At 74.4% G+C, this 22966-nt stretch carries 22 protein-coding genes; 14 read left to right on the forward strand and 8 right to left on the reverse strand.

Going from position 1 to position 22966, the window contains the following annotated elements:
* Nucleotides 1-119: 119 nt before the first annotated feature.
* From MLV88_RS14510 to MLV88_RS14535, 6 genes are all read left to right on the forward strand, one after another.
* Nucleotides 120-572: a hypothetical protein gene (locus tag MLV88_RS14510; protein WP_243337816.1), complete on the forward strand. Its 453-nt coding sequence runs from the start codon at nucleotides 120-122 to the stop codon at nucleotides 570-572.
* 2 nt (nucleotides 573-574) lie between these two features.
* A complete protein-coding gene (locus MLV88_RS14515; protein ID WP_242339523.1) occupies nucleotides 575-1207 on the forward strand; it encodes an energy-coupling factor ABC transporter permease in 633 nt (210 codons plus the stop codon).
* A complete protein-coding gene (locus MLV88_RS14520) occupies nucleotides 1194-1760 on the forward strand; it encodes a hypothetical protein (protein ID WP_242355726.1) in 567 nt (188 codons plus the stop codon). The genes MLV88_RS14515 and MLV88_RS14520 overlap by 14 nt, the downstream gene beginning before the upstream one ends.
* The gene (locus tag MLV88_RS14525; protein ID WP_243337817.1) at nucleotides 1760-2539 is read left to right on the forward strand and encodes an energy-coupling factor ABC transporter ATP-binding protein; all 780 of its coding nucleotides are present in this window, start codon (nucleotides 1760-1762) and stop codon (nucleotides 2537-2539) included. The genes MLV88_RS14520 and MLV88_RS14525 overlap by 1 nt, the downstream gene beginning before the upstream one ends.
* 77 nt (nucleotides 2540-2616) lie before the next feature.
* Nucleotides 2617-3468, forward strand: coding sequence for a 4-hydroxy-3-methylbut-2-enyl diphosphate reductase (ispH, locus tag MLV88_RS14530; RefSeq protein WP_242339530.1), 852 nt, complete (start codon nucleotides 2617-2619; stop codon nucleotides 3466-3468).
* A gap of 208 nt (nucleotides 3469-3676) precedes the next feature.
* Nucleotides 3677-5383 (forward strand): 30S ribosomal protein S1, encoded by a 1707-nt coding sequence (locus MLV88_RS14535; RefSeq protein ID WP_242339532.1) that lies wholly within the window; start codon nucleotides 3677-3679, stop codon nucleotides 5381-5383.
* 66 nt (nucleotides 5384-5449) lie between these two features.
* Here MLV88_RS14535 and cheB read toward each other — a convergent pair whose 3' ends face one another.
* From cheB to MLV88_RS14565, 6 genes are read right to left on the reverse strand one after another with little or no spacing between them, the layout of a single operon-like run.
* Nucleotides 5450-6466, reverse strand: coding sequence for a chemotaxis-specific protein-glutamate methyltransferase CheB (cheB, locus tag MLV88_RS14540; RefSeq protein WP_243337819.1), 1017 nt, complete (start codon nucleotides 6464-6466; stop codon nucleotides 5450-5452).
* Nucleotides 6463-8799 carry a hybrid sensor histidine kinase/response regulator gene (locus MLV88_RS14545; RefSeq protein ID WP_243337821.1) on the reverse strand — a complete coding sequence of 779 codons (2337 nt, stop codon included), beginning with the start codon at nucleotides 8797-8799 and terminating at the stop codon, nucleotides 6463-6465. The genes cheB and MLV88_RS14545 overlap by 4 nt, the downstream gene beginning before the upstream one ends.
* A gap of 3 nt (nucleotides 8800-8802) precedes the next feature.
* Nucleotides 8803-10437 carry a methyl-accepting chemotaxis protein gene (locus tag MLV88_RS14550; protein WP_243337824.1) on the reverse strand — a complete coding sequence of 545 codons (1635 nt, stop codon included), beginning with the start codon at nucleotides 10435-10437 and terminating at the stop codon, nucleotides 8803-8805.
* Nucleotides 10434-10952 carry a chemotaxis protein CheW gene (locus MLV88_RS14555; RefSeq protein WP_243337826.1) on the reverse strand — a complete coding sequence of 173 codons (519 nt, stop codon included), beginning with the start codon at nucleotides 10950-10952 and terminating at the stop codon, nucleotides 10434-10436. Before MLV88_RS14555 ends, MLV88_RS14550 begins: the two co-directional genes overlap by 4 nt.
* A gap of 38 nt (nucleotides 10953-10990) precedes the next feature.
* Nucleotides 10991-12388, reverse strand: a complete 1398-nt coding sequence (locus MLV88_RS14560) for a CheR family methyltransferase (protein ID WP_243337827.1) — start codon at nucleotides 12386-12388, stop codon at nucleotides 10991-10993.
* Complete coding sequence (locus tag MLV88_RS14565; RefSeq protein WP_242341428.1) at nucleotides 12385-12813, reverse strand: chemotaxis protein CheW; 429 nt, start codon at nucleotides 12811-12813, stop codon at nucleotides 12385-12387. The genes MLV88_RS14560 and MLV88_RS14565 overlap by 4 nt, the downstream gene beginning before the upstream one ends.
* Nucleotides 12814-12968: 155 nt before the next feature.
* Here MLV88_RS14565 and MLV88_RS14570 point away from each other — a divergent pair, with 155 nt between their 5' ends.
* The 7 genes from MLV88_RS14570 to MLV88_RS14600 all read left to right on the forward strand — a co-directional run bounded on the left by MLV88_RS14570 (nucleotide 12969) and on the right by MLV88_RS14600 (nucleotide 20528).
* Complete coding sequence (locus MLV88_RS14570; protein WP_242341427.1) at nucleotides 12969-14759, forward strand: SLC13 family permease; 1791 nt, start codon at nucleotides 12969-12971, stop codon at nucleotides 14757-14759.
* A gap of 55 nt (nucleotides 14760-14814) precedes the next feature.
* Nucleotides 14815-15927, forward strand: coding sequence for a signal peptide peptidase SppA (sppA, locus tag MLV88_RS14575; RefSeq protein ID WP_242341426.1), 1113 nt, complete (start codon nucleotides 14815-14817; stop codon nucleotides 15925-15927).
* A 13-nt stretch (nucleotides 15928-15940) separates the two neighbouring features.
* Nucleotides 15941-16435, forward strand: a complete 495-nt coding sequence (locus MLV88_RS14580) for an HIT family protein (protein ID WP_242341425.1) — start codon at nucleotides 15941-15943, stop codon at nucleotides 16433-16435.
* 5 nt (nucleotides 16436-16440) lie between these two features.
* Nucleotides 16441-17541, forward strand: a complete 1101-nt coding sequence (locus tag MLV88_RS14585; protein ID WP_243337829.1) for a tetratricopeptide repeat protein — start codon at nucleotides 16441-16443, stop codon at nucleotides 17539-17541.
* A gap of 70 nt (nucleotides 17542-17611) precedes the next feature.
* The gene (locus MLV88_RS14590) at nucleotides 17612-19417 is read left to right on the forward strand and encodes an arginine--tRNA ligase (RefSeq protein WP_242341024.1); all 1806 of its coding nucleotides are present in this window, start codon (nucleotides 17612-17614) and stop codon (nucleotides 19415-19417) included.
* A gap of 13 nt (nucleotides 19418-19430) precedes the next feature.
* Nucleotides 19431-20147: an SPOR domain-containing protein gene (locus tag MLV88_RS14595; RefSeq protein WP_242341023.1), complete on the forward strand. Its 717-nt coding sequence runs from the start codon at nucleotides 19431-19433 to the stop codon at nucleotides 20145-20147.
* An 18-nt stretch (nucleotides 20148-20165) separates the two neighbouring features.
* Complete coding sequence (locus tag MLV88_RS14600; RefSeq protein WP_242341022.1) at nucleotides 20166-20528, forward strand: cupin domain-containing protein; 363 nt, start codon at nucleotides 20166-20168, stop codon at nucleotides 20526-20528.
* An 83-nt stretch (nucleotides 20529-20611) separates the two neighbouring features.
* Here the strand turns inward: MLV88_RS14600 and MLV88_RS14605 are convergent, their stop codons facing one another.
* Together MLV88_RS14605 and MLV88_RS14610 are read right to left on the reverse strand one after the other, a co-directional pair.
* On the reverse strand, nucleotides 20612-20887 hold the full coding sequence (locus MLV88_RS14605; RefSeq protein WP_242341021.1) for a hypothetical protein: 276 nt from the start codon (nucleotides 20885-20887) through the stop codon (nucleotides 20612-20614).
* An 11-nt stretch (nucleotides 20888-20898) separates the two neighbouring features.
* Nucleotides 20899-22491, reverse strand: coding sequence for an NAD(P)/FAD-dependent oxidoreductase (locus MLV88_RS14610; protein ID WP_242356660.1), 1593 nt, complete (start codon nucleotides 22489-22491; stop codon nucleotides 20899-20901).
* Nucleotides 22492-22741: 250 nt separating this feature from the next.
* Here MLV88_RS14610 and MLV88_RS14615 point away from each other — a divergent pair, with 250 nt between their 5' ends.
* A complete protein-coding gene (locus tag MLV88_RS14615; protein ID WP_242356658.1) occupies nucleotides 22742-22945 on the forward strand; it encodes a hypothetical protein in 204 nt (67 codons plus the stop codon).
* Nucleotides 22946-22966 lie beyond the last annotated feature (21 nt).

The following is a 22966-nucleotide window of genomic DNA, read 5'->3' on the forward strand; positions in this document are numbered from 1 at the left end:
GGAGATGGGAGGGCCGAAGCTCGTGGCAGATCGCGCGCTTGACGCCCGGTTGGGTGCTCGGTATTACGAACCACGAATTCGTGCGAACAGCTCCGCCCCCCAGGGAGAGGGCACACCGCATGCGCTCGAGCTTCACCGTCCTCGTCCTCCTCGCCGGGCTCGTGCCCGCCGGCGCGCGGGCGCACGAGGTCCTCCACGACGTCGAGCGGGGGCGAGCGGTGGCGGTGCGGGTGTACGAGTCGGACGGCGAGGCGCTCGCGGACGCGCCGTTCGAGGTGTTCTCGCCGTCGACGCCGGGAGCCGCCTACCTGGCGGGCCGGACGGATCGGGCAGGCTGGCTCGCGTTCGTCCCCGACGCGCCCGGCCGCTGGCGCGTGAAGGTCGTGGAGGCCGGCGGGCACGGGCTCGACACGACCGTCGAGGTCGCGCAGGCCGGGGCGGCAGCCCAGGGCGGTGCGCGGGCGGGCGGCGGCGCGGCGTTCGTGCTGCGGCCGCTCCTCGGCGCGGCGGTCATCGCGGCGGTGTTCGGCGCGCTCGTCCTCCTCGCGCGGCGCAGATCCACGAGCGGCTAGCGATGCACGTCCCCGACGGCTTCGTCTCCCCGCAGCTCACGCTCCCCGCGCTGGCCGTCTCGGCGCCGCTGTGGGCGTGGGCGGCGCGCCGTCACTTCGGCCGCTCCGCGGCGGACTCGCTCCCGGTGGTCGGCGCGCTCACCGCGGTGGCGTTCGTCGTCCAGTCGATCATGATCCCGCTCCCGGGCGGCACCTCCACGCACCTCCTGGGCGTGACGCTCCTCGCCATCCTGCACGGCCCGCTCGTCGCGTTCGTGTGCGAGTCGCTCGTGCTCGTCGTGCAGGCGCTCTTCTTCGGCGCGGGCGGCTTCACCGTGCTCGGCGTGAACGCCCTCGCCATGGGGCTCCTCGGCCCGCTCGCCGGCTGGCTCGTGCACCTCGCGCTGCGGCGGGCCTCGCCGCGGGGCGCCGCGCTCGTCGCCGCCTGGGTCGCCGTGCAGGTCTCGACCCTCGCCGTGGCGCTCGTCCTGGGGCTGCAGCACCGGCTCTCTCCGGCCTACTTCCCGACCCCGCTGCCGGTGACGCTCGCGGCGATGATGATCCCGAGCCTCGCCGTCACCGGGCCCGCGGAGGGGCTCTACACGCTGTTCGCGCTGTCGGTGCTGCGGAGGGCGAAGGTCCGTGAAGCGCTCTGAGCCGCGGCGCAGCCAGCTCCTCCTCGCCCTGTGGGCGGCGTCGGTCTTCGGCCTGTCGGCGCTGACTGGCCTCCGCGGGCTGTCGCTCGCGACGCTCCTCGCGCTCCTGCTCCTCCGCCGGGGCGCGCTCCGCGCCGCGAGGCGCGTCCTCCGCTCGGTCGTGCCGGTCACCGCCTTCCTCTCGCTCGCGTCGGCGGGATGGCTCCGGCTCGTCACCGGCCGCTGGCCCGACGCCGAGCCGTTCGTGGCGCTCGCGCTCCGCGCCGCGCTCATCGCCTTCGTGACCTTCTCCGCGCTCGCGCGGATCGAGCTCTTCCGCGCGCTCGCGCCCTTCCCGACGGCGAGCCGGCTGCTCGTCCTCACGCTCGCGCAGGTGCACGCGCTCCGGCTGCTCGCGACGGACTCGCTCCTCGGCCTCAGGAGCCGCATGCTGCGCCGCCCCGGGCCGGTCGACGTCGTCCGGGGCGCGGGCGGGATCACCGGCGCGCTCCTCACGCTCTCCATGAAGAACGCGCGCGACGTCTCCGACGCCATGCGCTCCCGGGGGTTCTAGTGCCGTTCCAGCTCGACCACGTGACCCTGGAGCTCTCCGGCCGGGCGGTGCTCCGCGACGTCTCGCTCTCCGTCGCGCCGGGCGAGCGCGTCGTCCTCCTCGGCGTGAACGGCTGCGGGAAGACCACGCTCCTCCGGGCGCTCGACGGCCTCGCGTTCCCCGCCGCGGGCGAGCTCCGCTACGCCGGCATGCCGCTCACGGCGCGGGCGCTCGACGACGCGACCTTCCGGCGCCGGTTCCGCAGCGAGGTGGGGCTCCTCTTCCAGAACGTGGACGGGATGCTGTTCAACCCCACGGTGGCGGACGAGCTCGCGTTCGGTCCGCGCCAGCTCGGCGCCCTCGACGTGGACGCGCGCGTGCGCCGCTGGGCGGAGGCGCTCGAGCTCGTGCCGTTCCTGGACCGCCCGCCGTTCGAGCTCTCCGGCGGCGAGAAGAAGCGCGTGGCGCTCGCCGCGGTCCTCGCGCTCGATCCGAAGGTGCTCCTCCTCGACGAGGCCACCGCGAACCTCGACCCCGCCGCGGCCGCGCGGGTGGTGGAGCTCCTCGCCGCGCTCGACGTGACGACCGTCGCCACGACCCACAACCTCTCGGTCGTCGAGGAGCTGGGAGACCGGGCGATCCTGCTCGACCGGGCGGGCGGCGGGATCCTCTTCGACGGCGCCCCGGCCGAGCTGCTCCGGGACGAGGCGCTCCTCGTGCGGAGCGGGCTGGCGCACCGGCACGCCCACCGCCACGGCTCCGCCGAGCACGCGCATTTCCACGTCCACGACGCCGAGTAGCGGGAGGGGCGGTGCCGGGAGGGACGGGGGCCCGGCAGGCTGGCCACGGCGGAGGAGGGCGTTATATAGAGCGCCGCGTGGAAGTGAAGATCGCCAAGACCGCCGGTTTCTGCTGGGGCGTCCGCCGCACCGTCGACAAGGTGATGGAGGTCGCCGACCACTCCTCCGGGCCCGTCGTGACGCTCGGACCCATCATCCACAACCCGCAGGCGGTGGCGCGCTTCCGCGAGAAGGGCGTCGGCACCGTCAACGCCGTCGGCGAGGTGACGGACGGGACCACCGTCGTCGTCCGCACGCACGGCGCGGTGAAGGAGGAGCTCGAGCGCGCGGACGGGCGCGGGCTCGAGGTCGTGGACGGCACCTGCCCCTACGTGAAGTACCCGCAGGCGATGGCCCAGAAGCTCAGCGCCGAGGGGTATCACGTCGTCATCGTCGGGGACGCGAACCACGCCGAGATCAAGGGCGTCGTCTCGTTCAGCGAGGGGCCCTGCACGGTCGTGAAGCCGGGCGGCCCCATCCCGGAGATCCCGGCGAAGAAGGTCGCCGTCATCGCGCAGACCACCTGCATCGGCGCGGACTTCGAGGCGGTCGTGGGCGCGCTCGCCCTCCGGCACAAGGAGGTCCGGGCGGTGAACACCATCTGCAACGACACGGAGGAGCGGCAGGCGGACGCCCGCTCGCTCGCCCGCGAGGTGGACGCGGTGGTGGTCGTCGGCGGCAAGAACAGCGCGAACACGCGCCATCTCGCCGAGATCTGCCGCGAGATCCAGGCGCGCACGTGGCACGTGGAGACCGAGGCCGAGCTCCGGCCGGAGTGGTTCGACGGGTGCCAGGTGGTCGGGCTCTCGGCCGGCGCCTCGACGCCCGACTGGGTGGTCGAGGGGGTGGCGAGCTGGCTACGCGCCCTCCGCCCGCAGGGCGCGCCTTGACCCCGTGATCTCGGGCGTGTAGCGTGCGCCTTCCAAGATTCCCGATGTACGCCGGGGTATTCCCGGCGCGCGGCGCGCCTTCGATCCCCGGGGCGTCGGCCGCGACACGAACCAGGGGGCTTGCTGTGGTTGACGCCGGGGCGGTCCTGAGCCGCTCACCCAGAGTCGCAGGTCCGGCGTGATCCCGACAAAGGTTGGTCTTTTCCGAATGGAGAATCAGACTCCCCGTACGCCCGAAATCGAGACCGAGGACTTCGCCACGCTCTTCGCGCAGAGCGAGGCCCAGGCCGGTCCCATCGAGGAGGGCAAGGTCGTTTCCGGCACCGTCATCGCGCTCTCGAAGGACTATGCCGTCATCGACATCGGCTACAAGTCCGAGGGCCAGGTGCCGATGTCCGAGTTCGTCTCGGCGCCCGGCGGCGAGCCCGCCGTCAAGGTCGGCGACAAGGTCGAGGTGCTCGTCGAGTCCCGGGAGAACGACACCGGGATGGTCGTCCTCTCCAAGGAGAAGGCCGACAAGATGCGCATCTGGGACGAGATCTCCGCCGCGTGCGAGCGCGACGAGCTCGTCGAGGGCGTGATCGTCGGACGCGTGAAGGGCGGCCTCTCCGTCGACATCGGCGTGAAGGCGTTCCTCCCCGGCTCGCAGGTCGACATCCGGCCGGTCCGGAACCTCGACAAGCTGATCGGCGAGAAGTTCAAGTTCAAGGTCATCAAGTTCAACAAGAAGCGCGGCAACATCGTCCTGTCGCGCCGGGTCCTCCTCGAGAAGGAGCGCGAGGAGCTCAAGAAGGAGACCCTGAAGAACCTGAAGGAGGGCGCGGTCCTCAAGGGCCAGGTGAAGAACCTGACCGACTACGGCGCCTTCATCGACCTCGGCGGCATCGACGGCCTCCTCCACGTCACCGACATGAGCTGGGGCCGCATCGGCCACCCGTCGGAGATGTTCGAGGTCGGCCAGGAGGTCCGGGTCGTCGTCCTCAAGTTCGACCCCGCCTCCGAGCGCGTCAGCCTGGGCCTGAAGCAGATCCAGGAGGACCCGTGGCACCGCGCCGACGAGAAGTATCCGGTCGGCACGCGCGTAAAGGGCAAGGTCGTCTCGCTCACCGACTACGGCGCGTTCATCGAGCTCGAGCAGGGCGTCGAGGGCCTCGTCCACGTCAGCGAGATGAGCTGGACGAAGCGCGTGAAGCACCCCTCGAAGCTCGTCAACCAGGGCGATCAGGTCGAGGCGGTCGTGCTCGACATCGACCCGAAGGCGAAGCGGATCAGCCTCGGCATGAAGCAGATCGAGGCGAACCCGTGGACGCTCCTCGAGGACAAGTACCCCATCGGCACGACGATCCGCGGCGAGGTCCGCAACGTCACCGACTTCGGCGTGTTCGTCGGCGTCGAGGAGGGGATCGACGGCCTCGTGCACGTGTCCGACATCTCGTGGACCGAGCGCATCAAGCACCCGGGCGACAAGTTCAAGAAGGGTGACGTGGTCGAGGCGGTGGTGCTCAACATCGACGTCGAGAACGAGCGCTTCAGCCTCGGCATCAAGCAGGCCCACGTCGATCCCTGGACGACGCTCTCCGAGCGCCACCCGGTGGGCTCGCGCGTGAAGGGCAAGGTCACGAAGGTCACCGACTTCGGCGCGTTCGTCGAGATCGAGCCGGGCATCGAGGGCCTCGTCCACGTCTCCGAGATGAAGGACGAGCGCGTCGAGAACCCGCGCGACGTGGTGACCGAGGGCCAGGAGGTCGAGGTCAAGGTCATCGACATGGACCTCCACGAGCGCAAGGTCGCGCTGTCGATCAAGCAGCTCAACCGCGACGGCGGCGAGGACGACTACCGCGAGTACCTGCGCCGTCAGGGCGACGGCCGCGCGCGGCTGGGCGACCTGATGGAGAAGTTCAACCGCCGCAAGTAGTCGAGCTCCGGTGGCAGTCCAGAGCGGCGCGTCCTCGTGGACGCGCCGTTCTCTTTTTTTTCACCCCTACACCGCCTGCATGAGCAGGTAGGCGAGCGCGTCGAGCGGGAGGACCTCGTCCGTGAGGCCTCCCAGCACGGCCTCGCCGTTCATGCCGAAGATGACCGAGGACTCCTTGTCCTGGGCGACCACGGTGCCGCCCGCGGCGTGGAGGGTCGCGAGGCCCTTCACGCCGTCGTGGCCCATGCCGGTGAGGATGAGCCCGAGCGCGGCGGGGCCGAACGAGCGCGCCACCGACTCGAACAGGTAGGTCCCGGAGGGCTTGAAGCCCTCGATCGGCGGCGCGTCGGAGAGCTCGATCCGGTCGCCCTTCACCCCGAGGTGGCGTCGATCCGGCGCGAGGTAGACCGTCCCGGGCGCGAGCGGCTCGCCGTCGTCGCCGACCTTCACGCGGAGCGGAGACGACTCGCCGAGCCACTTCGCGAGCCCCTCCGCGAAGCCCTCGGCGATGTGCTGCACGACGAGGAGCGGCGCGCGGAAGTCGGCCGGCAGCTCGGAGAGGATGCGCGACAGCGCGGGCGGACCGCCGGTCGACGCGGCGATGGCGACCACCCGCGCGCGCGTGCGCTGCGGGCGCGCCTCGGGCGCGGCCGCGCCGGGCCGCGGGGACTGGACGCGCGGCAGGAGGTTCACCCCGGCCATCGCGCGGGCCATGGTGAGGAGGTGCCGCGCCTGCGCGTCGAAGTCGGGATCGCCGGGCGCGGGGGGCTTCGGCACGACCGCGAGCGCGCCGGCCTTCATCGCGTTGAGCGCGAACCCGACGGAGTTCACGTCCTGCCCCGAGACGACCACGATCGGCGTGGGGAGCTCGGTCATGATCCGGAGCGTCGCGTCGAAGCCGTTCATGACCGGCATCTCGATGTCCATCGTGACGAGGTCCGGCTTCAGCCGCCGGGTGAGCTCGACGGCCTCCTCGCCGTTCCGCGCCCGGCCGACGATCTCGAAGCCCGGCTCGAGCGCGAAGATCGCCTCGAGGAGCTTGAGCGACGCCTCCATGTCGTCCGCCACCACCACCCGGATCATGGGACCTCCTCGAGCAGCTCCGAGAGCGTGTCCAGGAGCACGCGCTGGTCGAACGTCGACTTCACGAGGTATGCGTCGGCGCCCGCCTCTAGGCCGCGCCGCCGGTCGGCGTCGCTCTCGAGGGCCGTCAGCAGCACGACCGGGACCCGGGCGAGCCGGGGGCTCTGCCGGATCGCCCGGGTCAGCTCGAAGCCGTTCATGCCGGGCATCTCCACGTCCGACACGACGACGTCGGCCACGTGCTGCCGGAGGAGCGACCAGGCCTGCTCTCCGTCGGCCGCCGTCGTCACGTCGTACCCGGAGGCCTCGAGGATGCTCCGCGCGAGGGCGCGAGTGGTGGCGGCGTCGTCCGCGAGGAGGACGCGGCGCCGCGCGGGCCCGGCCGCGCGGGCCGGCGCCGCCGCGAGCGCCGCGGCCGCGTGGGAGCGCTCCACGAGCTCCCGGCTCGCGAGGACCACGGCGAGCTCGCCACCCGGCAGCGCCGCGACCGCGCTCGCCAGGGGGAGCCCCGCGAGCCGCCCGCCGAGCGGCTCGAGCGACAGCTCTCGCTCCGCGAGCACCTCGTCGACCGCGAACGCGGCGCGCTGCCCGGCCACGCCCACCACCACGGCCATGCGCCGGTCCTCGGCGCGCCACGGCCCCGACGCGAGCCCCAGCGCGTGGGCGAGCGGCGCGATGGGCACCGGCTCGTCCGCGAGCAGCACGGTCCTCCCGCCGCTCGTCGCGAGGAGCTCGGGGCGCAGCCGGAGCACGCGCTCGACGTCCAGCGCCGGCACCGCGAAGCTCTGGCCGGCGTCGCGGGCGAGCAGCGCGCGCAGCCCGTAGAGCGTGGTGGGCACCGCGAGCTCGAAGCAGGTCCCCCGTCCGCGCGCCGACGTCACCGCGACCGAGCCGCGCATCGCGCGCACGGCGCTCGCGACGACGTCGAGGCCGACCCCGCGACCGGAGAGCTCCGTCACTGCGGTGGCGGTGGACAGCCCGGGCAGGAAGACGAGCTCGAGCGCCCGGCGGCGATCGGGGGGGACGGGCAGGCCGCGGCGGCGAGCCTCGTCGCGCAGCAGCTCCGGGTCCAGCCCCCGGCCGTCGTCGCGGACGCGCACGAACACCCGCTCGCCCTCGATGCGCGCGTCGACCTCGATGCGCCCGCGCTCCGGCTTCCCGCCGGCGCGCCGCTCCTCGGCGGGCTCGATGCCGTGGTCCACGGCGTTTCGCACGAGCTGGGCGAGCGGCTCGCGGAGCGCGTCGACCACCGAGCGGTCGAGCTCGAGCCCCTCTCCTCCGACCGCGAGCTCCACCTCGCGCCCGAGGGCGGCGGCTACGTCCCGCGCCGCGCGCTCGAGTCCGGCGGTCGCGTCCGCCCAGGGTCGGAGCCGCAGCGCGCGCACGTCGGAGGCGAGACGGCGCGTGCGCCGCTCGAGCGCGCGGGCCTCGACGGCGAGCTGGCCACGCAGCGCCGCGAGCCCGCGCTCGACCCGGCCGAGCTCGTCCTCGACGCCGAGGGCCGCGCGCGCCGCGGTGGCCTCCACGGCGGCGCGCCCGCGCTGGACGGCCGCCGCGCGCACCAGGATCGGCCGGACGGCGCGCAGGGCCCTGCGGAGCCTCCGCACCTCCCGGGCGAGCTCGTCCGCGCGCGTCGCGCGCGACTCGGCCTGGGTGGCGGAATCGAGCAGCGCTCCGCCCGCGACCGCGATGGCGTCGAGTCGCTCGGGGGCGAGGCGCAGGGAGCCGGCCCGGCGCGGCCGAGCGGCGTCGGAGGGCGGGAGAGGCGCGGGAGCGGTCGTGGGTGGGGTGGAGGGCGGGGGCGACGGAGCCGGGGTCGAGGTCGCGGTCGGGGTCGAGGTCGCGGTCGGGGTCGGGGTCGGGGTCGCGGTCGGGGTCGGGGTCGGGGTCGAGGTCGGGGTCGCGATCGCGGCTGGGCTCGGCTCACCCTCCGTCCTCTCCCGCAGCAGCTCCCGCGCCCGGGCGAACGGGGCCTCCTCGATCTCCGTGAGCGGCGCCTCGGCGAGCCGCTTCTGGGCCTCGGCGAGCGCGTCCACCGCGGCGAGCAGCGCGGCAAAGTCCTCCGGCCCGAGCGGGCGCCCCTGGTCGCGCGCCGCGCCGAGCAGCGACTCCATCGCGTGGCAGGTCGCCTCGATCGGGCCCGCGCCGGCGGCGCGGGCGGACCCCTTGAGCCCGTGCGCGGCGCGGAACACGTCGGCGAGGAGGGTGTCGCGCGGCGGCCCGGGCTCCGCCTTCTCCAGCGCGACGAGCCCCTCCTCGAGGACGGGGACCTGCTCCGCGAGGTCGGTCGCGAGCGCGCCGCGCAACGACTCGAGCAGGGCGTCGCGGTCCATGCGTCACCGCGACGTGGTGACGAGGAGCTGGCGGAGCCGCTCGCCGAGCGCGGTGAGATCGCGGACGGCGAGCTCCGACTGCTTCGTCGACGTGACGTACTGGCTCGCGACGTTGCTGATGTCGCGGACCGCCTGCGTGATCTGGCCGATCCCGGTCGCCTGCTGCGCGGTCGAGTCCGCGATCTCCTGGACCGCCCCCGAGAGCCGCGCGCCGAGCTCGGCGAGATCGCGGATCACGGCGCCCGCGTGCTGCGCGGCCCGCACCGCCGCCTCGAGGCTGCGCGTGCTCTCCTCGGTGGAGAGCACGGAGCGGTTCGCGCGCTTCTGCACGTCCCCGAGCACCTGGCGCGCCTCCGCGGTCGCCCGCCGCGACTGCTCGGCGAGCGACTTCACCTCGGCGGCCACCACCGAGAACCCCTTGCCGTGCTCGCCCGCGCGCGTCGCCTCGATCGCCGCATTCAGCGCGAGCACGTTCGTCTGCTCCGCCAGGTCGTCGATGAGGCCGGTGATGTCGCCGACCGCGTTGGCCTGCTCCGCCAGCTCCAGGATGCTCCGCGCCACGCCGTCGGCCTGCTCCTTCGCGCGGCCGATCACGTCCACGGCCTCGTCCACCGCGCCGTGGCCCGTGCGAGACAGCTCGTCGGAGTGGCGCGCGATGTCGGCGGCCTCGCGGGCGCGGTCGGCCGCCCGCTCCGAGGAGCGCGCGACCTCGTCGAGGGAGGTCATCGTCTCCGAGACCGCCGCGAGCTGCTGCTGCGCGCCGGAGGTCTGCTGCGCCGTGCTGGAGAGGATCTCGTTCGCCGCGGTGGCGAGCCGCGCGGCGGTCTCGCCGACCGCGCGGAACATCTCCTCGAGCTTCGCGCGCGCGTCGCGCTCCAGCGCGAAGTTGCGGCGCAGCTTCTGGGTCATGTCCTCGAAGGCCCGGCCGAGGAGCGAGAGCTCGTCGCCGCCCCCCACCGCGATCGCCACGCCTTCCTCGCCCGCCGCCACGCGCTGCGCCGCGGAGGAGAGCGTCGCGATGCGCTGCGCCACCCTCCGCGCCGCGAGCACGGTGGCGGCGACCCCGGCGAGGAGGAGCGCGAAGAGGAGGAACGCCCAGCGCTGGCGCGCCTCGACCGAGCCCGCGAGCTGCCCCTGCGCCGAGCGCATCCAGCGCTCGAGCTCGGAGGCGGCGTCGAGCGTCCTCCGATCCAGCGCGTCGAGCTCGCCGGGTGCGGCGGGGCCTCCCGAGGCGAGCCGCAGGAGGATGGGCCGGACCCCCTCGCGCCAGGCCCGCTCGGGCGCGTCGAGCGCGGCGAGCAGCCCGGGGTCGTCGAGGGCGTCCACCCCGGCGGCGCGGTCCCCGCGGCGGAGCGCCTCGAACCACCTGTCCAGCGCCTGGACGCGCTCCTCGATGCGGGAGCGCAGCGCGGGGGCGTCCTCGGCGCGCGCCGCGGCGCGGAGGTGGGCGAGGGCCACGAGCTGCGCGTAGTGCACCGTGCCGTTCGACATCTCGTGCAGGAGCGCGCCGTCGGACCCGACGCGCCGGACGATCTGGACGCTGCTCCACAGGGCGAACGCGGCGAGGAGGAAGAGCACGAGGCCGAGGCCCGACAGCCGGAACGTGAGCGAGCGGTGGAAGGGCAGGTCGCGCGTCACGGGCCGTCGCCTCCGGGGCCCGGCGGCGCGTCGCCGAGGAGCGCGGCGCCGTCGAGGACCACCCGCGCCGCTCCCGTCGTGCCGAGCAGCGGCGGCGCCGCCTCGTGCAGCTCCGCGCGCGCGATGCGCAGGAGGTCGATCGCGTCCGCGGCGAGCGCGAGCTCCGGCGCGCGCCGGCCGAGCACGATCGCCCAGCGCCGGGGCGCCGCGGCGGCGCCGCCGCCGAGGAGCGCGGGGGCGTCCACGAGCGGGCAGGGACGCCCGTCCACGGACATGACGCCGACGACGTCGGCGGCCGCCCCCGGCACTCGCGCCACCGCGCCGACGCGCTCGACGCGCAGCACCGCGCCGAGGGTCACGGCGTAGCGCTCGGGCCCTGCCTCGAACGCCACCACGTCGAGCCGCTCCCCTTCGGCCAGGGGAGGGGCAGGCGGCACCGCGAGGGCGCGGGCGCGCTCCGCGAGCACGCCGGCCGCGCGCCGCTCCTCGCCCTCCTCGGTTCGGTCCCGGGGCACGTGTCGACTCGCCTCCTCCCTCCACGTTCAACGTAGCGTCAGGGGAGCGGGGGGCCATCCCCCACGAGGCGCGACAGGTGGAACCGCGCCGCCTCGCGCAGCGCACCGGCGGTCATCCCATGCGACAGCGCCAGGGGCGTCCCGGGCGGCACCCGCGCCGCGAGCGCCGCCGCCGTCCGGAACGCACCGGCGGCGCCGCGGAGGTCGCCGCGGCGGAGGCGCAGGAGCGCGGTGAAGAAGTGGACGAACGGCTGCCCGCGGGCGAGGTACCGCGCGCGCCGGCACGCTTCCTCGGCGTCCTCGAGGCGGCCGAGCTCGGTCAGCACGACGGAGCGCTCGAAGTGCGCGTCCGGATCGAGCGGCCGCCGGCGGACGGCGTCGTCGACCGCGGCGAGCGCCTCCGGCAGGCGCGCGGCGTCGACGAGCAGGTGCGCGGCGGCGAGGTCGGGATCGGCGGGGAGCACCGCGGGTGGGAGGCCGGGCTCGGGCGGGGGCCGGCGAGGGCGCTCCGCGGCGGCCGTCCTCGCCGCGCGGGTCGGGGCCGTCCGGATCGCGCGGGCGGCGACCTCCGCGGGCGCCGCGCGGCGGCCCGCGGCGCGGAGGGCGGCCCGCGCGGTCGGGCGCTGGTACGCGACGCTGAACGGACCCGCTCGCACCGTGAACGGAGCGTGCGCCGCGAGCGGCGGGTCGGCGGCGCCCGTGAGCAGCCAGCCGCCCGGCGCGAGGGTCGCGAAGAGGCGCGTCGCGATCTCCGGCACGAGCGCGGGATCGAGGTAGATGAGCACGTTCCGGCACAGGACCAGGTCGAGGTCCGCGAGCCCGCGCGCCCGCGACGGGTACTCGCCGCGCGCGAGGTTCAGGGGGAAGAACCGGACCCGCGCCGCGATCTCCCGCGGGAGCACGAACCGACCGTCGATCTCCCGCAGGTGTCGGCGCGCCCGGGCGTCCGCGGCCCCGCGCAGCGACCAGAGGGAGTACTCGCCTCGCCGCGCGCGCGCGAGCGCGGACTCGTTCAGGTCGGTTCCGACGAGGTGGACGCCGTGCCGCACGCCGCGATCGTGCAGCGCGATCGCGAGCGAGTACGGCTCCTCGCCCGTCGAGCACCCCGCGCTCCACGCCCGGAACGCCTCGGGGCCGCCCGCCCTGCGGGCGAGCCCCTCCGGAACGATCACCTGCTCGATGAGCGCCCACTGCGCCGGCTCGCGGAAGAACCAGGTCTCCCCCACCGTGAGCTCCTCGATGAACGGCTCGAGCGGCCGCGAGCCGTCGACCACGCTCCGCGCGAACGCCTCGCCGTCGGGCAAGCCGGCGGCGTGCGCCTCGCGCACGAGCGCCGCCGCGAGGAGCGTCGCCCGCACTCCGGTGAGGTCGAGGCCCGCGCGCTCCCGGACGAGGGCGCGCAGGCGATCCGACGCCGCGGGCGGGGAGGGGCTCATCGCGCCGCCGGCTCGACCCCGCGGAGCCACTCCTCGAGCGCCTGGATCACGACCGTGCCCTGCGGGAGCCGCACCAGGCCGGCGGCGAGCGGGTCGGGCGCGATCCACTCGGGGTAGGGCGAGACCGCCGCGTCCGGCACCTCGCGGATCTCGAGCACCCGCTCGACCTCGAGCGCCACGCGGCGGCCGGCGATCTCGACCACGAGCAGCTGATCCTCCGCGCGCGGGGGCCGGACCTGCGCGCCGAGCCGCGCCGCCACGTCCACCACGGGTACGAGCATGCCGTGCACGTCGAGCACGCCCCGCACGTGCGGCGGGGCGCCCGGGACCGGCGTGGGCGCGGCCATTCGGAGCACCTGCAGCGCGCAGGTCGCGGGCAGTGCGAAGGTTTGGGAGGCTGCGGTGAACAGGACGAAGGACGCCATGAGCTTATGAGCTGCCCGAGGATCCGCTGCCCGCCCGCGCGCGCGGGACGTCTCCCCCAAGGTGCGCTCGCCCGCGCCCGCCGCCCAGCCGACGGCCGCGCTCGGGGCGACCCCGGAGCGAGCGCCCGCAGGGCGGGGGAGGAGGCGGCGCGCCGATGACCCTCTCCATCGGGATCGTCCTCGCCGTCCTCGCCGTCGCCGTGGTGCTGTTCGCGCTCGAGCGCATCCCGCTCGAGGTGAGCGCCCTCACGGTCGTGGCCCTCCTCGCCGTGACCCGCGTCCTCACGCCGGAGCAGGCCTTCGCGGGGTTCGCGAACGAGACCGTCATCCTCATCTTCACGCTCCTCTCGATGACGCAGGGGCTGGTCTCGACGGGGGTCGTGCAGGCCATCGGGCAGCGCATGTCGGGCGCGGGCCGCTTCGGGCCGACGGTGTTCGTGGGCGCGATGATGGTCGTCGTGGCCGCGCTCTCGTCGCTCGTCTCGAACACCGTCACCACCGCGGCGTTCCTGCCCGTCGTCATCGGCGCGGCCGACCGGGCGAAGCTCGCGCGGAGCCGCGTGCTCATGCCGCTCGCCTACGCCTCCATGCTGGGCGGCACGATCTTCCTCATCGGCACGTCCACGAACCTCGTGGTGAGCGCCATGATGGCGAGGACGGGCCTCGGGGCCATCGGGTTCACCGAGCTCGCGCCGGTGGGCCTGCCGCTCGCGGTCGTCGGGATCGCCCTCGTGCTCCTCCTCGCGCCCTTCCTGCTGCCCGAGCGCAGCGGGGAGGAGGACGAGGCGATGCCGGCGCGCGAGTACCTCGCCGAGGTGGCGGTCGTGGCGGGCTCGCCCTTCGCGGGGAGGCGGCTCGAGGAGCTCACGCACGGGCTCGGGTTCAGGGTGCTCGCGGTCACGCGCGGCGGCGCGGCGCTCGAGGCATCCCCGGAGCTCGTCCTCGCCGAGGGCGACGCGCTCCTGCTCGAGGAGGATCGGCTCGACCTCCTGCGCGTGAAGGACCTGCGAGGCCTGGAGATGCGCGCCGAGGCGAAGGCGCGGGCGGGCGAGGGCGAGGACGTCGTGCTCATGGAGGCGGCGGTGCCGGTCGGCTCGAGCCTCGTCGGCCGCTCGCTCAAGGAGGCGTTCTTCGCCGAGCACTTCGGCCTCGTCGCGCTCGCGATCGCGCGGCGTCCCGCGATCCAGCGGCTCACCCGCGTGCAGCTCCTGCACGGGCTCTTCGGCGCGCACTCGCTGTCGACGCTGCCGCTCGCGGCGGGCGACGTGCTCCTCGTGCGCGGCCCGCGCCCGCGCGTCCGCGCGCTCGCGGACGGGACCACGCTCACGCTGCTCGGCAGCGTCGAGTACCAGCCGGTGCGCTACCGCAAGGCGCTGTTCGCCGTGGCGATCTTCGTCGCCGTCCTCGCGGTCGGCCTCCTGAAGCTCGTCCCGCTCTCGGTGGCCGGGCTGTGCGGCATGCTCCTCATGATCGCCACGCGCTGCGTGGACGCGCGCATGGCGTTCCGGGTCGACTGGCGGGTGGTGCTCCTCATCGGCGCGATGATGGCGCTCGGGACCGCCATGGAGGTGAGCGGCGCAGGGCGCTGGCTCGGCTCGCTCCTCGTCCCCCTCGCCGGCCACGTGGGCGCGCGCGGCGTGCTCGTGGCGCTCATGATCTTCACCATCGTGCTCTCCGCGCCCATGTCGAACCAGGCCGCGGCCCTGGTGCTGCTGCCGGTCGCGACCGGGGTCGCCGCGCAGCTCGGCCTCGCGCCGCGGCCGTTCGCGATCGGGATCTGCCTCGCGGCCTCGTTCTCCTTCATCACGCCGCTCGAGCCGTCCTGCGTGCTCGTGTACGGACCGGGGAGGTACCGCTTCCTGGACTTCGTGCGGATGGGCGCGCCGCTCACCGCCGCGCTCCTCGTCCTGCTCGCGATCCTCGTGCCGGTGGTCTGGAGGTTCTGATTGGGCCCGCGCGATCTGTTGCGGCGCCGCGGTCCGCATGCTTACCTGACCGACCATGAGCACGAACGACCCGAACGAGCCTCTGCCCACGACGCCGATCGGCGCCACGCCTCCGGCCACGCCGCCGGTGGGCCCGACGCAGTGGGGCGCTCCGCCCGCGCCGCCTCCGGCGTGGGGCGGCGGAGGCGGGTCCGGGTGGGGGCCGACGCCCCCCTCGATGCCGCCGCCTCCGCCTCCGCGACGCGACCGGCTGGCCATCGGGATCGTCGCCTTCATCTTCGGCGGGCTGTTCCTCGTGTTCTTCGGGTTCCTCTTCCTCGCCTACAGCGTGGTGAAGGGGGAGTCGCCGTCCATCGCCTCCGGCCCGCGCATCGCGATCATCGAGGTGAAGGGAGCGATCGCGACCGGCCCCGGCGGCGCCGACGCCGATCGCATCCTGAAGCAGCTCCGCAAGGTCGGGGAGGACGACGGGCTCAAGGCGGTGGTCGTCCGGATCGACTCGCCCGGCGGCGCGGTCGCGCCGTCGCAGGAGATCCACGACGAGGTGAAGAAGCTCGCGCAGAAGAAGACCGTGGTCTGCTCGATGGGGAACCTCGCCGCGTCCGGCGGCTTCTACGTCGCCGTCGCCTGCCCCAAGGTCGTCGCGGAGCCCGGCACGCTCACCGGCTCCATCGGCGTCATCACGCAGTTCCCCAAGGTGAAGGGGCTGCTCGACCGCTGGGACATCAAGATGGAGACGGTGAAGAGCGGCGCCCTCAAGGACGCGGGCAATCCCTTCTCCGAGATGAGCGCCGAGGAGCGCGCCTACTGGCAGTCGCTCATCGACCAGGTCTACGCCCAGTTCGTCCGCGCCGTGGCGAAGGGGCGCGGCCTCGACGAGGCGGCCGTCCGGAAGTTCGCCGACGGGCGGGTCATCACGGGCGAGCAGGCGAAGGCCCTCAAGCTCGTCGACGCGCTCGGCAACTTCTACGACGCGGTCGAGCTCGCGAAGACGGAGGCGAAGCTCTCCGGCGAACCGCACCTCGTGTACCCGGCGGACGAGCGGGGCGCGTTCCTCGAGCAGCTCGTGGGCAGCGCGGCTGGAGCCGCCGCGGACGCGGTCGCCGCGCGCATCCAGAAGGGCGCCTCCGCCGCGCAGGAGCCCGGGGTCTACTTCCTCGCGCGCTGATCTCGAGGCCGACATGGAACAGCCGCTCTGGGCGCCCTGGCGGATGGAGTTCATCCGCGCCGAGAAGCCGACGGGCTGCATCTTCTGCGACTTCCCCGCTGCGCCCGAGTCGCGCGACCGCGAGAACCTCCTCGTCCACCGGAGCGCGCACGCGTTCACCTGCCTCAACCGCTTCCCCTACAACTCGGGTCACGTGATGGTGATCCCCCGCGCCCACGTCGCCGACCTCGGCGCCCTGGAGCGGGATGGGTGGGCGGACCTGCAGGACGAGCTGCGCCGCGCCGTCGAGGTCGTGCGCGCGGTGTACCGCCCGGACGGGATGAACGTGGGGATGAACCTCGGCCGCTCCGCCGGCGCGGGCATCGCCGATCACCTGCACTGGCACGTGGTCCCGCGCTGGACGGGGGACAACAACTTCATGCCCGTGCTCGCGGACCAGCGCGTCGTGGTCGAGGCGCTCGACGCCGCGTGGGAACGGCTCCACGCCGGCTTCGCCGGCGTCCGCTAGGACCCGTGACCGACGCCTGGGTCGCCCTCGCCGCGGTGTCCTTCGCGGCGGCCGCCGTGCTCCTGTGGGACCGGCTGCGCCGTCGCCGAGACGAGGCCCAGGCCTACCTGAAGGGCGTCCGCTCGGTGATCTCCGGCGACCCGGACGCTGCGATCGAGGCGCTCTCCGACGCCGCCCGGCTCGGCAGCCCGGAGGCCGTCGAGACCTACCTCGCGCTCGGCCAGCTCTTCCGGCGCACCGGCGATCTCTCGCGGGCGGTCCGCCTCCACCGGAACATGCTGCTCGGGCCGGCGCTCGATCCCGCCCGCCGCGCGGAGGTCGAGCGCGAGCTCGCCGAGGATTACCGGCGGAGCGGGATGCTCGCCGAGGCCGTGGAGATCTACCGCAAGCTCGGTCCGGCGGATCGCACGGCGTGGGAGGGGCTCCGCGACGTGCTCGTGGACGCCGGGGATCTGCCCGGCGCGATCTCGGCCCAGCGCGCGCTCGCGATCGAGGGCGCCGATCCCGTGCTCGCGCACCTCCTCGCCGCCGCCGCCCGCGAGGCGTTCGCCCGCGCGCCGGCCGAGGCGACCGCGCTCGCCGCGGAGGCGCTCCGCGCCGACGGGGAGAGCGCGGACGCGCACCTCGCCGCGGCCGAGCTCGCCGGCGCCGCGGGCGACGGCGCCGCGGCGCTCGACCACGTCGGGCGCGCCCTCGACGCGGCGCCGCGCGCGGCGCTCCTCGCCTGGCCGGCGCTCGCGGCCGTCCCCGACGCCGCGTCCGCCGCGTCGTTCGTCGAGGCTCGCCTCGCAGCGCGCGGGGGCGACCCGGCGCTGCACCTCCTGCACGGACGCGCCCTGCACCGCCTCGGCCGGGTGGCGGACGCGCTCGCGGCGCTGCGGCGCGCGCTCGAGCGCGACAGGCGCGGGGAGGTGACCTGGGAGATGCGCGAGCTGCTCCGCCAGGCCGACGCGCCAGGGCCGGGGGAGCTCGCCGCGCGGCACGATCTCCTCGTGGCCGCGCTGCTCCGGCGGGGCCGCGCGCCCCGCTGCACGCGGTGCGCGGCCGACGCCCCCGTCCGCAGCTGGCGTTGCCGGCGCTGCGGCGCCTTCGACGCGTACGCATGAGGGCAGGGCGGGGCTCGCGGGCGAGTGCCCGCTTGCGCCCGCGGCGCGGCCCCGGTAGAGACTGCGCGCCATGGTGAGAGATCGCGTGATCGAGCTGTTCCGGCAGGCGCTCGCGAAGGGCGCCGCCGAGGGTCGCTGGCCCGTTCTCGAGGCGGCGTTCTCCGTGGAGGCGCCGCGCGACCCCAAGCACGGCGACTTCGCGGTGAACGCCGCGATGATGCTCGCGAAGCCGGCGGGCAAGCCGCCGCGCGAGCTCGCCCAGGCGATCGCGGCCGAGGTCCGCGCCGTCGACGCGCAGCACGAGCTCGCCGGGCTCGAGATCGCCGGCCCCGGCTTCATCAACGTCCGCCTCGCGCCGGACGTGTGGCTGCGGGCGCTCGCGCGCGTCGTCTCCGAGGGGGCCGCGTACGGGCGGACCGAGGTCGGAGGCGGCCAGAAGGTCATCGTCGAGTACGTCTCGGCGAACCCCACCGGGCCGATGCACGTCGGCCACGGCCGGGGGGCGGTGGTGGGCGACGGCGTGCAGAGCCTGCTCCGGTGGGCGGGCTTCGACGTCACCCGCGAGTACTACGTGAACGACTACGGCGCGCAGGTGCAGACGCTCGCGCGCTCCGTGCACCTGCGCTACCAGGAGTCGTTCGGGCGGCAGGTGACGATGCCGCCGAAGAGCTATCCGGGCGAGTACGTGAAGGACATCGCCGCGGCGCTGCGCGCCGAGCACGGCGATCGCTACCTCGACGCGCCCGAGTCCGAGTGGCTCACGCTCTTCCGCGATCGCGCCGTCGAGCACGTGCTCGGGCTCATCCGCGACGACCTCCGCGCCATCAACATCGAGTTCGACCGCTGGTCGTCCGAGAAGGCGCTCTACGAGTCGGGCACGGTCGACAGGTTCCTGCGCTTCCTCGAGGAGAAGGACCTCGTCTACGTCGGCAAGCTCCCGCCGCCGAAGTCCAAGAAGGGCGCTCCGGCGCCCATCGCCCAGCCCCACGGTGACCTCGACGAGGGCGTCTCCGCCGCCGAGGACCTCACGCTGTTCCGCTCGTCGCAGTACGGCGACGAGGTGGATCGGCCGGTGAAGAAGGCGGACGGCACGCCCACCTACTTCTGCGCCGACATCGCGTACCACTGGGACAAGCGGCAGCGCGCCGGAACCCTCGTGGACGTCCTCGGCGCCGACCACGGCGGGTACGTGCCGCGGCTCGAGGCCGCGCTCGAGGCGCTCGGCGCCTCGCGGAAGGACCTGCACGTCATCCTCATCCAGATGGTGAACCTGACCCGCGGCGGCGAGGCCGTGAAGATGTCCAAGCGGGCGGGGACGGTGGTCTCCCTGCGCGAGGTGGTGGACGAGGTCGGGCGCGACGCGACCCGCTTCATGTTCCTCACCCGCCGCTCCGACGCGCAGCTCGACTTCGACATCGAGCTCGCGAAGCGCCAGACGCTCGACAACCCGGTCTTCTACGTCCAGTACGGCCACGCGCGGCTCGCCCAGATCTTCGCGAAGGCGCGCGAGGGCGGCGTGGCGGTCCCCGAGTTCGACCTCGAGGCGGCCCGGACGCTCACCTCCGCGGAGGAGCAGGATCTCATCCGGCGCGTCGTGGCCTTCCCGGACATGCTCGCCGCGGCGGCCCTCGCGTACGAGCCGCACCGCGTCGCCTTCTACCTGCAGGAGACGATCGCGGCGTTCCACTCGTACTACACGCAGGGCAAGCGCAGCGGCGAGCGGGTCATCTCCGCCGACGCGCGCAAGACCGCCGGCCGGCTCTTCCTGTGCCGCGCGCTGAAGCAGGTGCTGGCGAACGGCCTCGGGGTCCTGGGCGTCGCCGCGCCGGATCGGATGGAGAGTCCGGAAACTCGCGATATCGCGGACGACGTCTAGAATCACGGACGCCATGCGCGATGAGAACGCCCGCGTCCGCGAGAAGTTCGAGCTCTCCCTCGATGGCCGGCAGATCGCGTCCATCGTCGTGGGCGCGCTCGTCATCCTCGGCGTCGTGTTCGTCCTCGGGTTGAACGTCGGCCGGCAGATCGCCACCCGGCAGGTCGACGCCGCCCGCGCCGGGGACCTCGAGGCCCTCGATCGGCCTCCCTCCACCCCGTCGCCCGGCGTGGACGACGCGTCGCTCACGTTTCACGATCGTCTCGTGAAGCAGAAGCCGGCGGCGACGCCGCCGGTCACGGCCGCGGCCGTCTCCACCTCCGCCGCGCCGCCGCCGAGCGCTCCGCCGAGCGCCCCCGCCAGGCCGCCTCCGGCGGTGGTCCAGGCCGCCTCCACGCCGCCGACCGCGGCCCCGGCGCCCGCCGCCCCCGCGCCGAAGCCTCCCGAGGAGAAGGCGGAGGTCCAGGCGCGCGCGGCGAAGCCGGCCCCGGCCGGCACGGGGGACTTCACCATCCAGATCGGCGCGACCCAGCAGCGCTCGGAGGCCGACCGCATCGCCGCCCGCTACCGCTCGCTGCGCCCGCGCGTCGAGACGGCGGACGTGCAGGGGAAGGGGCGCTGGTACCGCGTGCGCGTGGGGAGCTTCGAGAGCCGCGAGGCCGCGGAGCGCTATCGCAAGGACGTCGCGCGGGAAACCGGGGTCCCCGGGTTCGTCACCGCCAGCCGCTAGCCTAAAGTCCGATCCAGCATGACCACGACCTTCGACAGCCCGAAGCGCGTCGAGAAGCCCTGGGGCCACGAGCTCTGGTGGGCGCACACCGAACGCTACGTCGGCAAGCTCCTGCACGTGAAGGCAGGGTTCCAGCTCTCCCTGCAGTACCACGTGAGGAAGGACGAGACGATCCACCTCTGGAGCGGCGAGATGATCCTCGTGCTCAAGGACGGAGACCGGCTCGTCGATCACCGGATGCAGCCGGGCGACAGCTACCACGTGAAGCCCGGCACCGTGCACCGCATGCGCGCGGTGACCGACTGCGACGTGCTCGAGGTCTCCACCCCCGAGGTCGAGGACGTCGTGCGCGTTCAGGACGACTTCGGCCGGGTGAGCTAGCACGCCGCCGCCTCCCGCGTGCTGGCGGCTCTTTGCGGGGCGCGAACGGCGCTTCGCGGCGGCGCTCGGCTCCGGCGGGCGCTTTAGCGCGCGAAGAGGAAGCCGAGGCCCGCCGCGAGGGCGATCGCTGCGGCGACGAGCATCCCGACGCGCCGGGGATCGGCCCGCCGCTCGCGGACGCCGTGCAGGGCCGGCATCGCGCCTGCGCGGACCCAGCGCGGGGACGTCTCGGCCCGCACGAGGTCGTCCTCGGCGAGGAAGCCGTGCGCGTAGAGATCGTGCAGGTCGCCGAGCGACGGGACCACGAGCTCCTCCCCCTCGGCGTTCCGCACCCGGTACTTCATGCCGCGATCCCGCATCCGCTCCTCCGTCACGCCGCGCCGAGCTCGGCGCAGATCGCCTCCGCGACCTTGAGCCCGTCCACCGCGGACGACACGATCCCGCCCGCGTAGCCGGCGCCCTCGCCGGCGGGGTAGAGCCCCCGGATCCCCGGCGACTGGAAGTCCGCGCCGCGCACGAGCCGGCAGGGAGAGCTCGTCCGCGACTCGATGCCGATGAGCACCGCCTCGTCGGTCACGAAGCCTCGCATCCGTCGCTCGAACCCGCGCAGCCCCGCGCGGAGCGCCTCCTGGATCTGCGGAGGGTACAGCAGGGAGAGGTCGGAGGGGGTCACCCCCGGCCGGTAGGACGTCTTCCCGGGCGGCGCCCCGGGCCTGCGCGCGAGGTACGCGGCGAGCCGCTGGGCGGGCGCGTGGTAGGCGCCGCCCCCGAGCACGTAGGCGGCGCGCTCCCACTTGCGCTGCCACTCGAGCCCCGCGAGCGGGCCCTCGAAGCCCTCGGCCGCGAAGTCCTCCGGCGAGACGGCGACGACGATGCCGGCGTTCGCGACGGGCGACGAGCGGTGCGAGTTGGACATGCCGTTCGTGCACTGCATCTCGGGCTCGGTCGGCGTGGGGACGACCACGCCGCCCGGGCACATGCAGAAGGAGAACACGCCGCGCGCCGCGCCCGCGACCTTGGGGTTGTCGGCGAGCTTGTAGTCGGCCGGGGGGAGCCTGGGGTGGCGCGCGCCCGCTCCGTACTGGATCCGATCGATGAGCGGCTGCGGGTGCTCCGCCCGGAACCCCACCGCGAACGGCTTCGCCTCGATGGGCCAGCCGCGCGCGGCGAACAGCTCGAACAGCTCGCGGGCGCTGTTTCCGGGCGCCAGCACGAGCCGGTCGGACTCGAGCGAGCGGCCGTCGGCGAGGCGGAGCCCCGCGAGGCGGCCGTCGCGCAGCGCGAGATCGACCGCGCGCGCGCCCCACACGAACGTGCACCCGCCGCGCTCGAGCTCCTCGCGCATCGCCGAGATCGCCGCGGGCAGCACGTCCGAGCCGACGTGCGGCTTGCCCTCGACCACGATCCGCTCGACGTTCCCGAAGCGCGCGAACAGCTCGACGACCTTCCGCACCGCCGGGTGGTGGATGCGCGTCCCGAGCTTGCCGTCGGTGTACGCCCCCGCGCCGCCCTCGCCGAAGTTCATGTTCGACTCGGGATCGAGCGCGCCGCCGCGCATCAGGGCCGCCACGTCGCGCCGGCGGGGGCTCACGGTCTTGCCGCGGTCGACCACGATCGAGGGCACGCCGCGCTCGAGGAGCGCCCACGCGCAGAAGAGCCCCGCCGGCCCGGCGCCCAGGATGACGGGCGGCGCGGCGGGCCGCCGCACGGGTCCGGGCTCCGCCTCGGGCGCGGGGACCGGCGCGACGTCGGCGGGTGCGCCGCGGATCGCGCCCTCGACCTCGACCTCGAGGTTCACGAGCCAGCGCGCGTGGCCCTTCCTGCGGGCGTCGAGCGAGCGTCGCACGACGATCGCGTCGCGAAGGTGCTCGGCCGAGAGGCCGAGCCGCTCCGCGGCGCGGCGCGTCAGGAGCGCGTCGTCCTCGTCGAGCCAGAGCGGGAGGTTGGAGATCCGGTACCGCATCAGTTCCTCAGGGATGGCGCCGTCGAACCGCGAAGCGCGCTACGCGCCGTGCCCCTCTCGCAGGCAGGTCTGCGAAGGAGACTACGCACCGGCGCGACCGGCCTGGCAGGGCCTCGCCGCGTGCAAGTACCCGAAACGGCTGACATGGTGAAGCCTCGAAGGCGATGGCCCGCACCTTGCTCCCGGGGGAGCCATCGCGACACGGCGCGGTTCGTATCGCCGGTAGGGAGTGAACGCAATGGTGCCAGGCATGCTGGACGTGAAGGGAACGAAGATCCTCGCGAAGTCGCTCTTCAAGGAGCTGCGTGGCAACGGCTACTCGACGAACCAGATCCTGAGCCTCTCGACCGAGCTCATCGATCTCGTCACGCAGGACCTCAAGGGCGAGCACGCCGCCGCGGCCCAGGCGGCCGCCGCGCAGGAGAGCGCCGTCGAGGCGCCGCGGGCCCTCTGATCCGAAGATTACGCGAGGCTC

Origin of the sequence: Anaeromyxobacter soli, assembly GCF_022808855.1 — a bacterium.
Classification (GTDB): Bacteria; Myxococcota; Myxococcia; order Myxococcales; family Anaeromyxobacteraceae; genus Anaeromyxobacter; species Anaeromyxobacter soli.

What these genes read in the sequence shown, in the direction of transcription:
- MLV88_RS14535 (WP_242339532.1), top strand. Translation starts at nt 3,677, where the DNA reads ATGGAGAATCAGACTCCCCGTACGCCCGAAATCGAGACCGAGGACTTC.
- MLV88_RS14545 (WP_243337821.1), bottom strand. Translation starts at nt 8,799, where the DNA reads ATGGACCGCGACGCCCTGCTCGAGTCGTTGCGCGGCGCGCTCGCGACC.
- MLV88_RS14510 (WP_243337816.1), top strand. Translation starts at nt 120, where the DNA reads ATGCGCTCGAGCTTCACCGTCCTCGTCCTCCTCGCCGGGCTCGTGCCC.
- MLV88_RS14565 (WP_242341428.1), bottom strand. Translation starts at nt 12,813, where the DNA reads ATGGCGTCCTTCGTCCTGTTCACCGCAGCCTCCCAAACCTTCGCACTG.
- MLV88_RS14515 (WP_242339523.1), top strand. Translation starts at nt 575, where the DNA reads ATGCACGTCCCCGACGGCTTCGTCTCCCCGCAGCTCACGCTCCCCGCG.
- MLV88_RS14560 (WP_243337827.1), bottom strand. Translation starts at nt 12,388, where the DNA reads ATGAGCCCCTCCCCGCCCGCGGCGTCGGATCGCCTGCGCGCCCTCGTC.
- sppA (WP_242341426.1), top strand. Translation starts at nt 14,815, where the DNA reads ATGAGCACGAACGACCCGAACGAGCCTCTGCCCACGACGCCGATCGGC.
- MLV88_RS14605 (WP_242341021.1), bottom strand. Translation starts at nt 20,887, where the DNA reads ATGCGGGATCGCGGCATGAAGTACCGGGTGCGGAACGCCGAGGGGGAG.
- MLV88_RS14570 (WP_242341427.1), top strand. Translation starts at nt 12,969, where the DNA reads ATGACCCTCTCCATCGGGATCGTCCTCGCCGTCCTCGCCGTCGCCGTG.
- MLV88_RS14590 (WP_242341024.1), top strand. Translation starts at nt 17,612, where the DNA reads ATGGTGAGAGATCGCGTGATCGAGCTGTTCCGGCAGGCGCTCGCGAAG.
- MLV88_RS14615 (WP_242356658.1), top strand. Translation starts at nt 22,742, where the DNA reads ATGCTGGACGTGAAGGGAACGAAGATCCTCGCGAAGTCGCTCTTCAAG.
- MLV88_RS14610 (WP_242356660.1), bottom strand. Translation starts at nt 22,491, where the DNA reads ATGCGGTACCGGATCTCCAACCTCCCGCTCTGGCTCGACGAGGACGAC.
- MLV88_RS14580 (WP_242341425.1), top strand. Translation starts at nt 15,941, where the DNA reads ATGGAACAGCCGCTCTGGGCGCCCTGGCGGATGGAGTTCATCCGCGCC.
- MLV88_RS14600 (WP_242341022.1), top strand. Translation starts at nt 20,166, where the DNA reads ATGACCACGACCTTCGACAGCCCGAAGCGCGTCGAGAAGCCCTGGGGC.
- MLV88_RS14595 (WP_242341023.1), top strand. Translation starts at nt 19,431, where the DNA reads ATGCGCGATGAGAACGCCCGCGTCCGCGAGAAGTTCGAGCTCTCCCTC.
- cheB (WP_243337819.1), bottom strand. Translation starts at nt 6,466, where the DNA reads ATGATCCGGGTGGTGGTGGCGGACGACATGGAGGCGTCGCTCAAGCTC.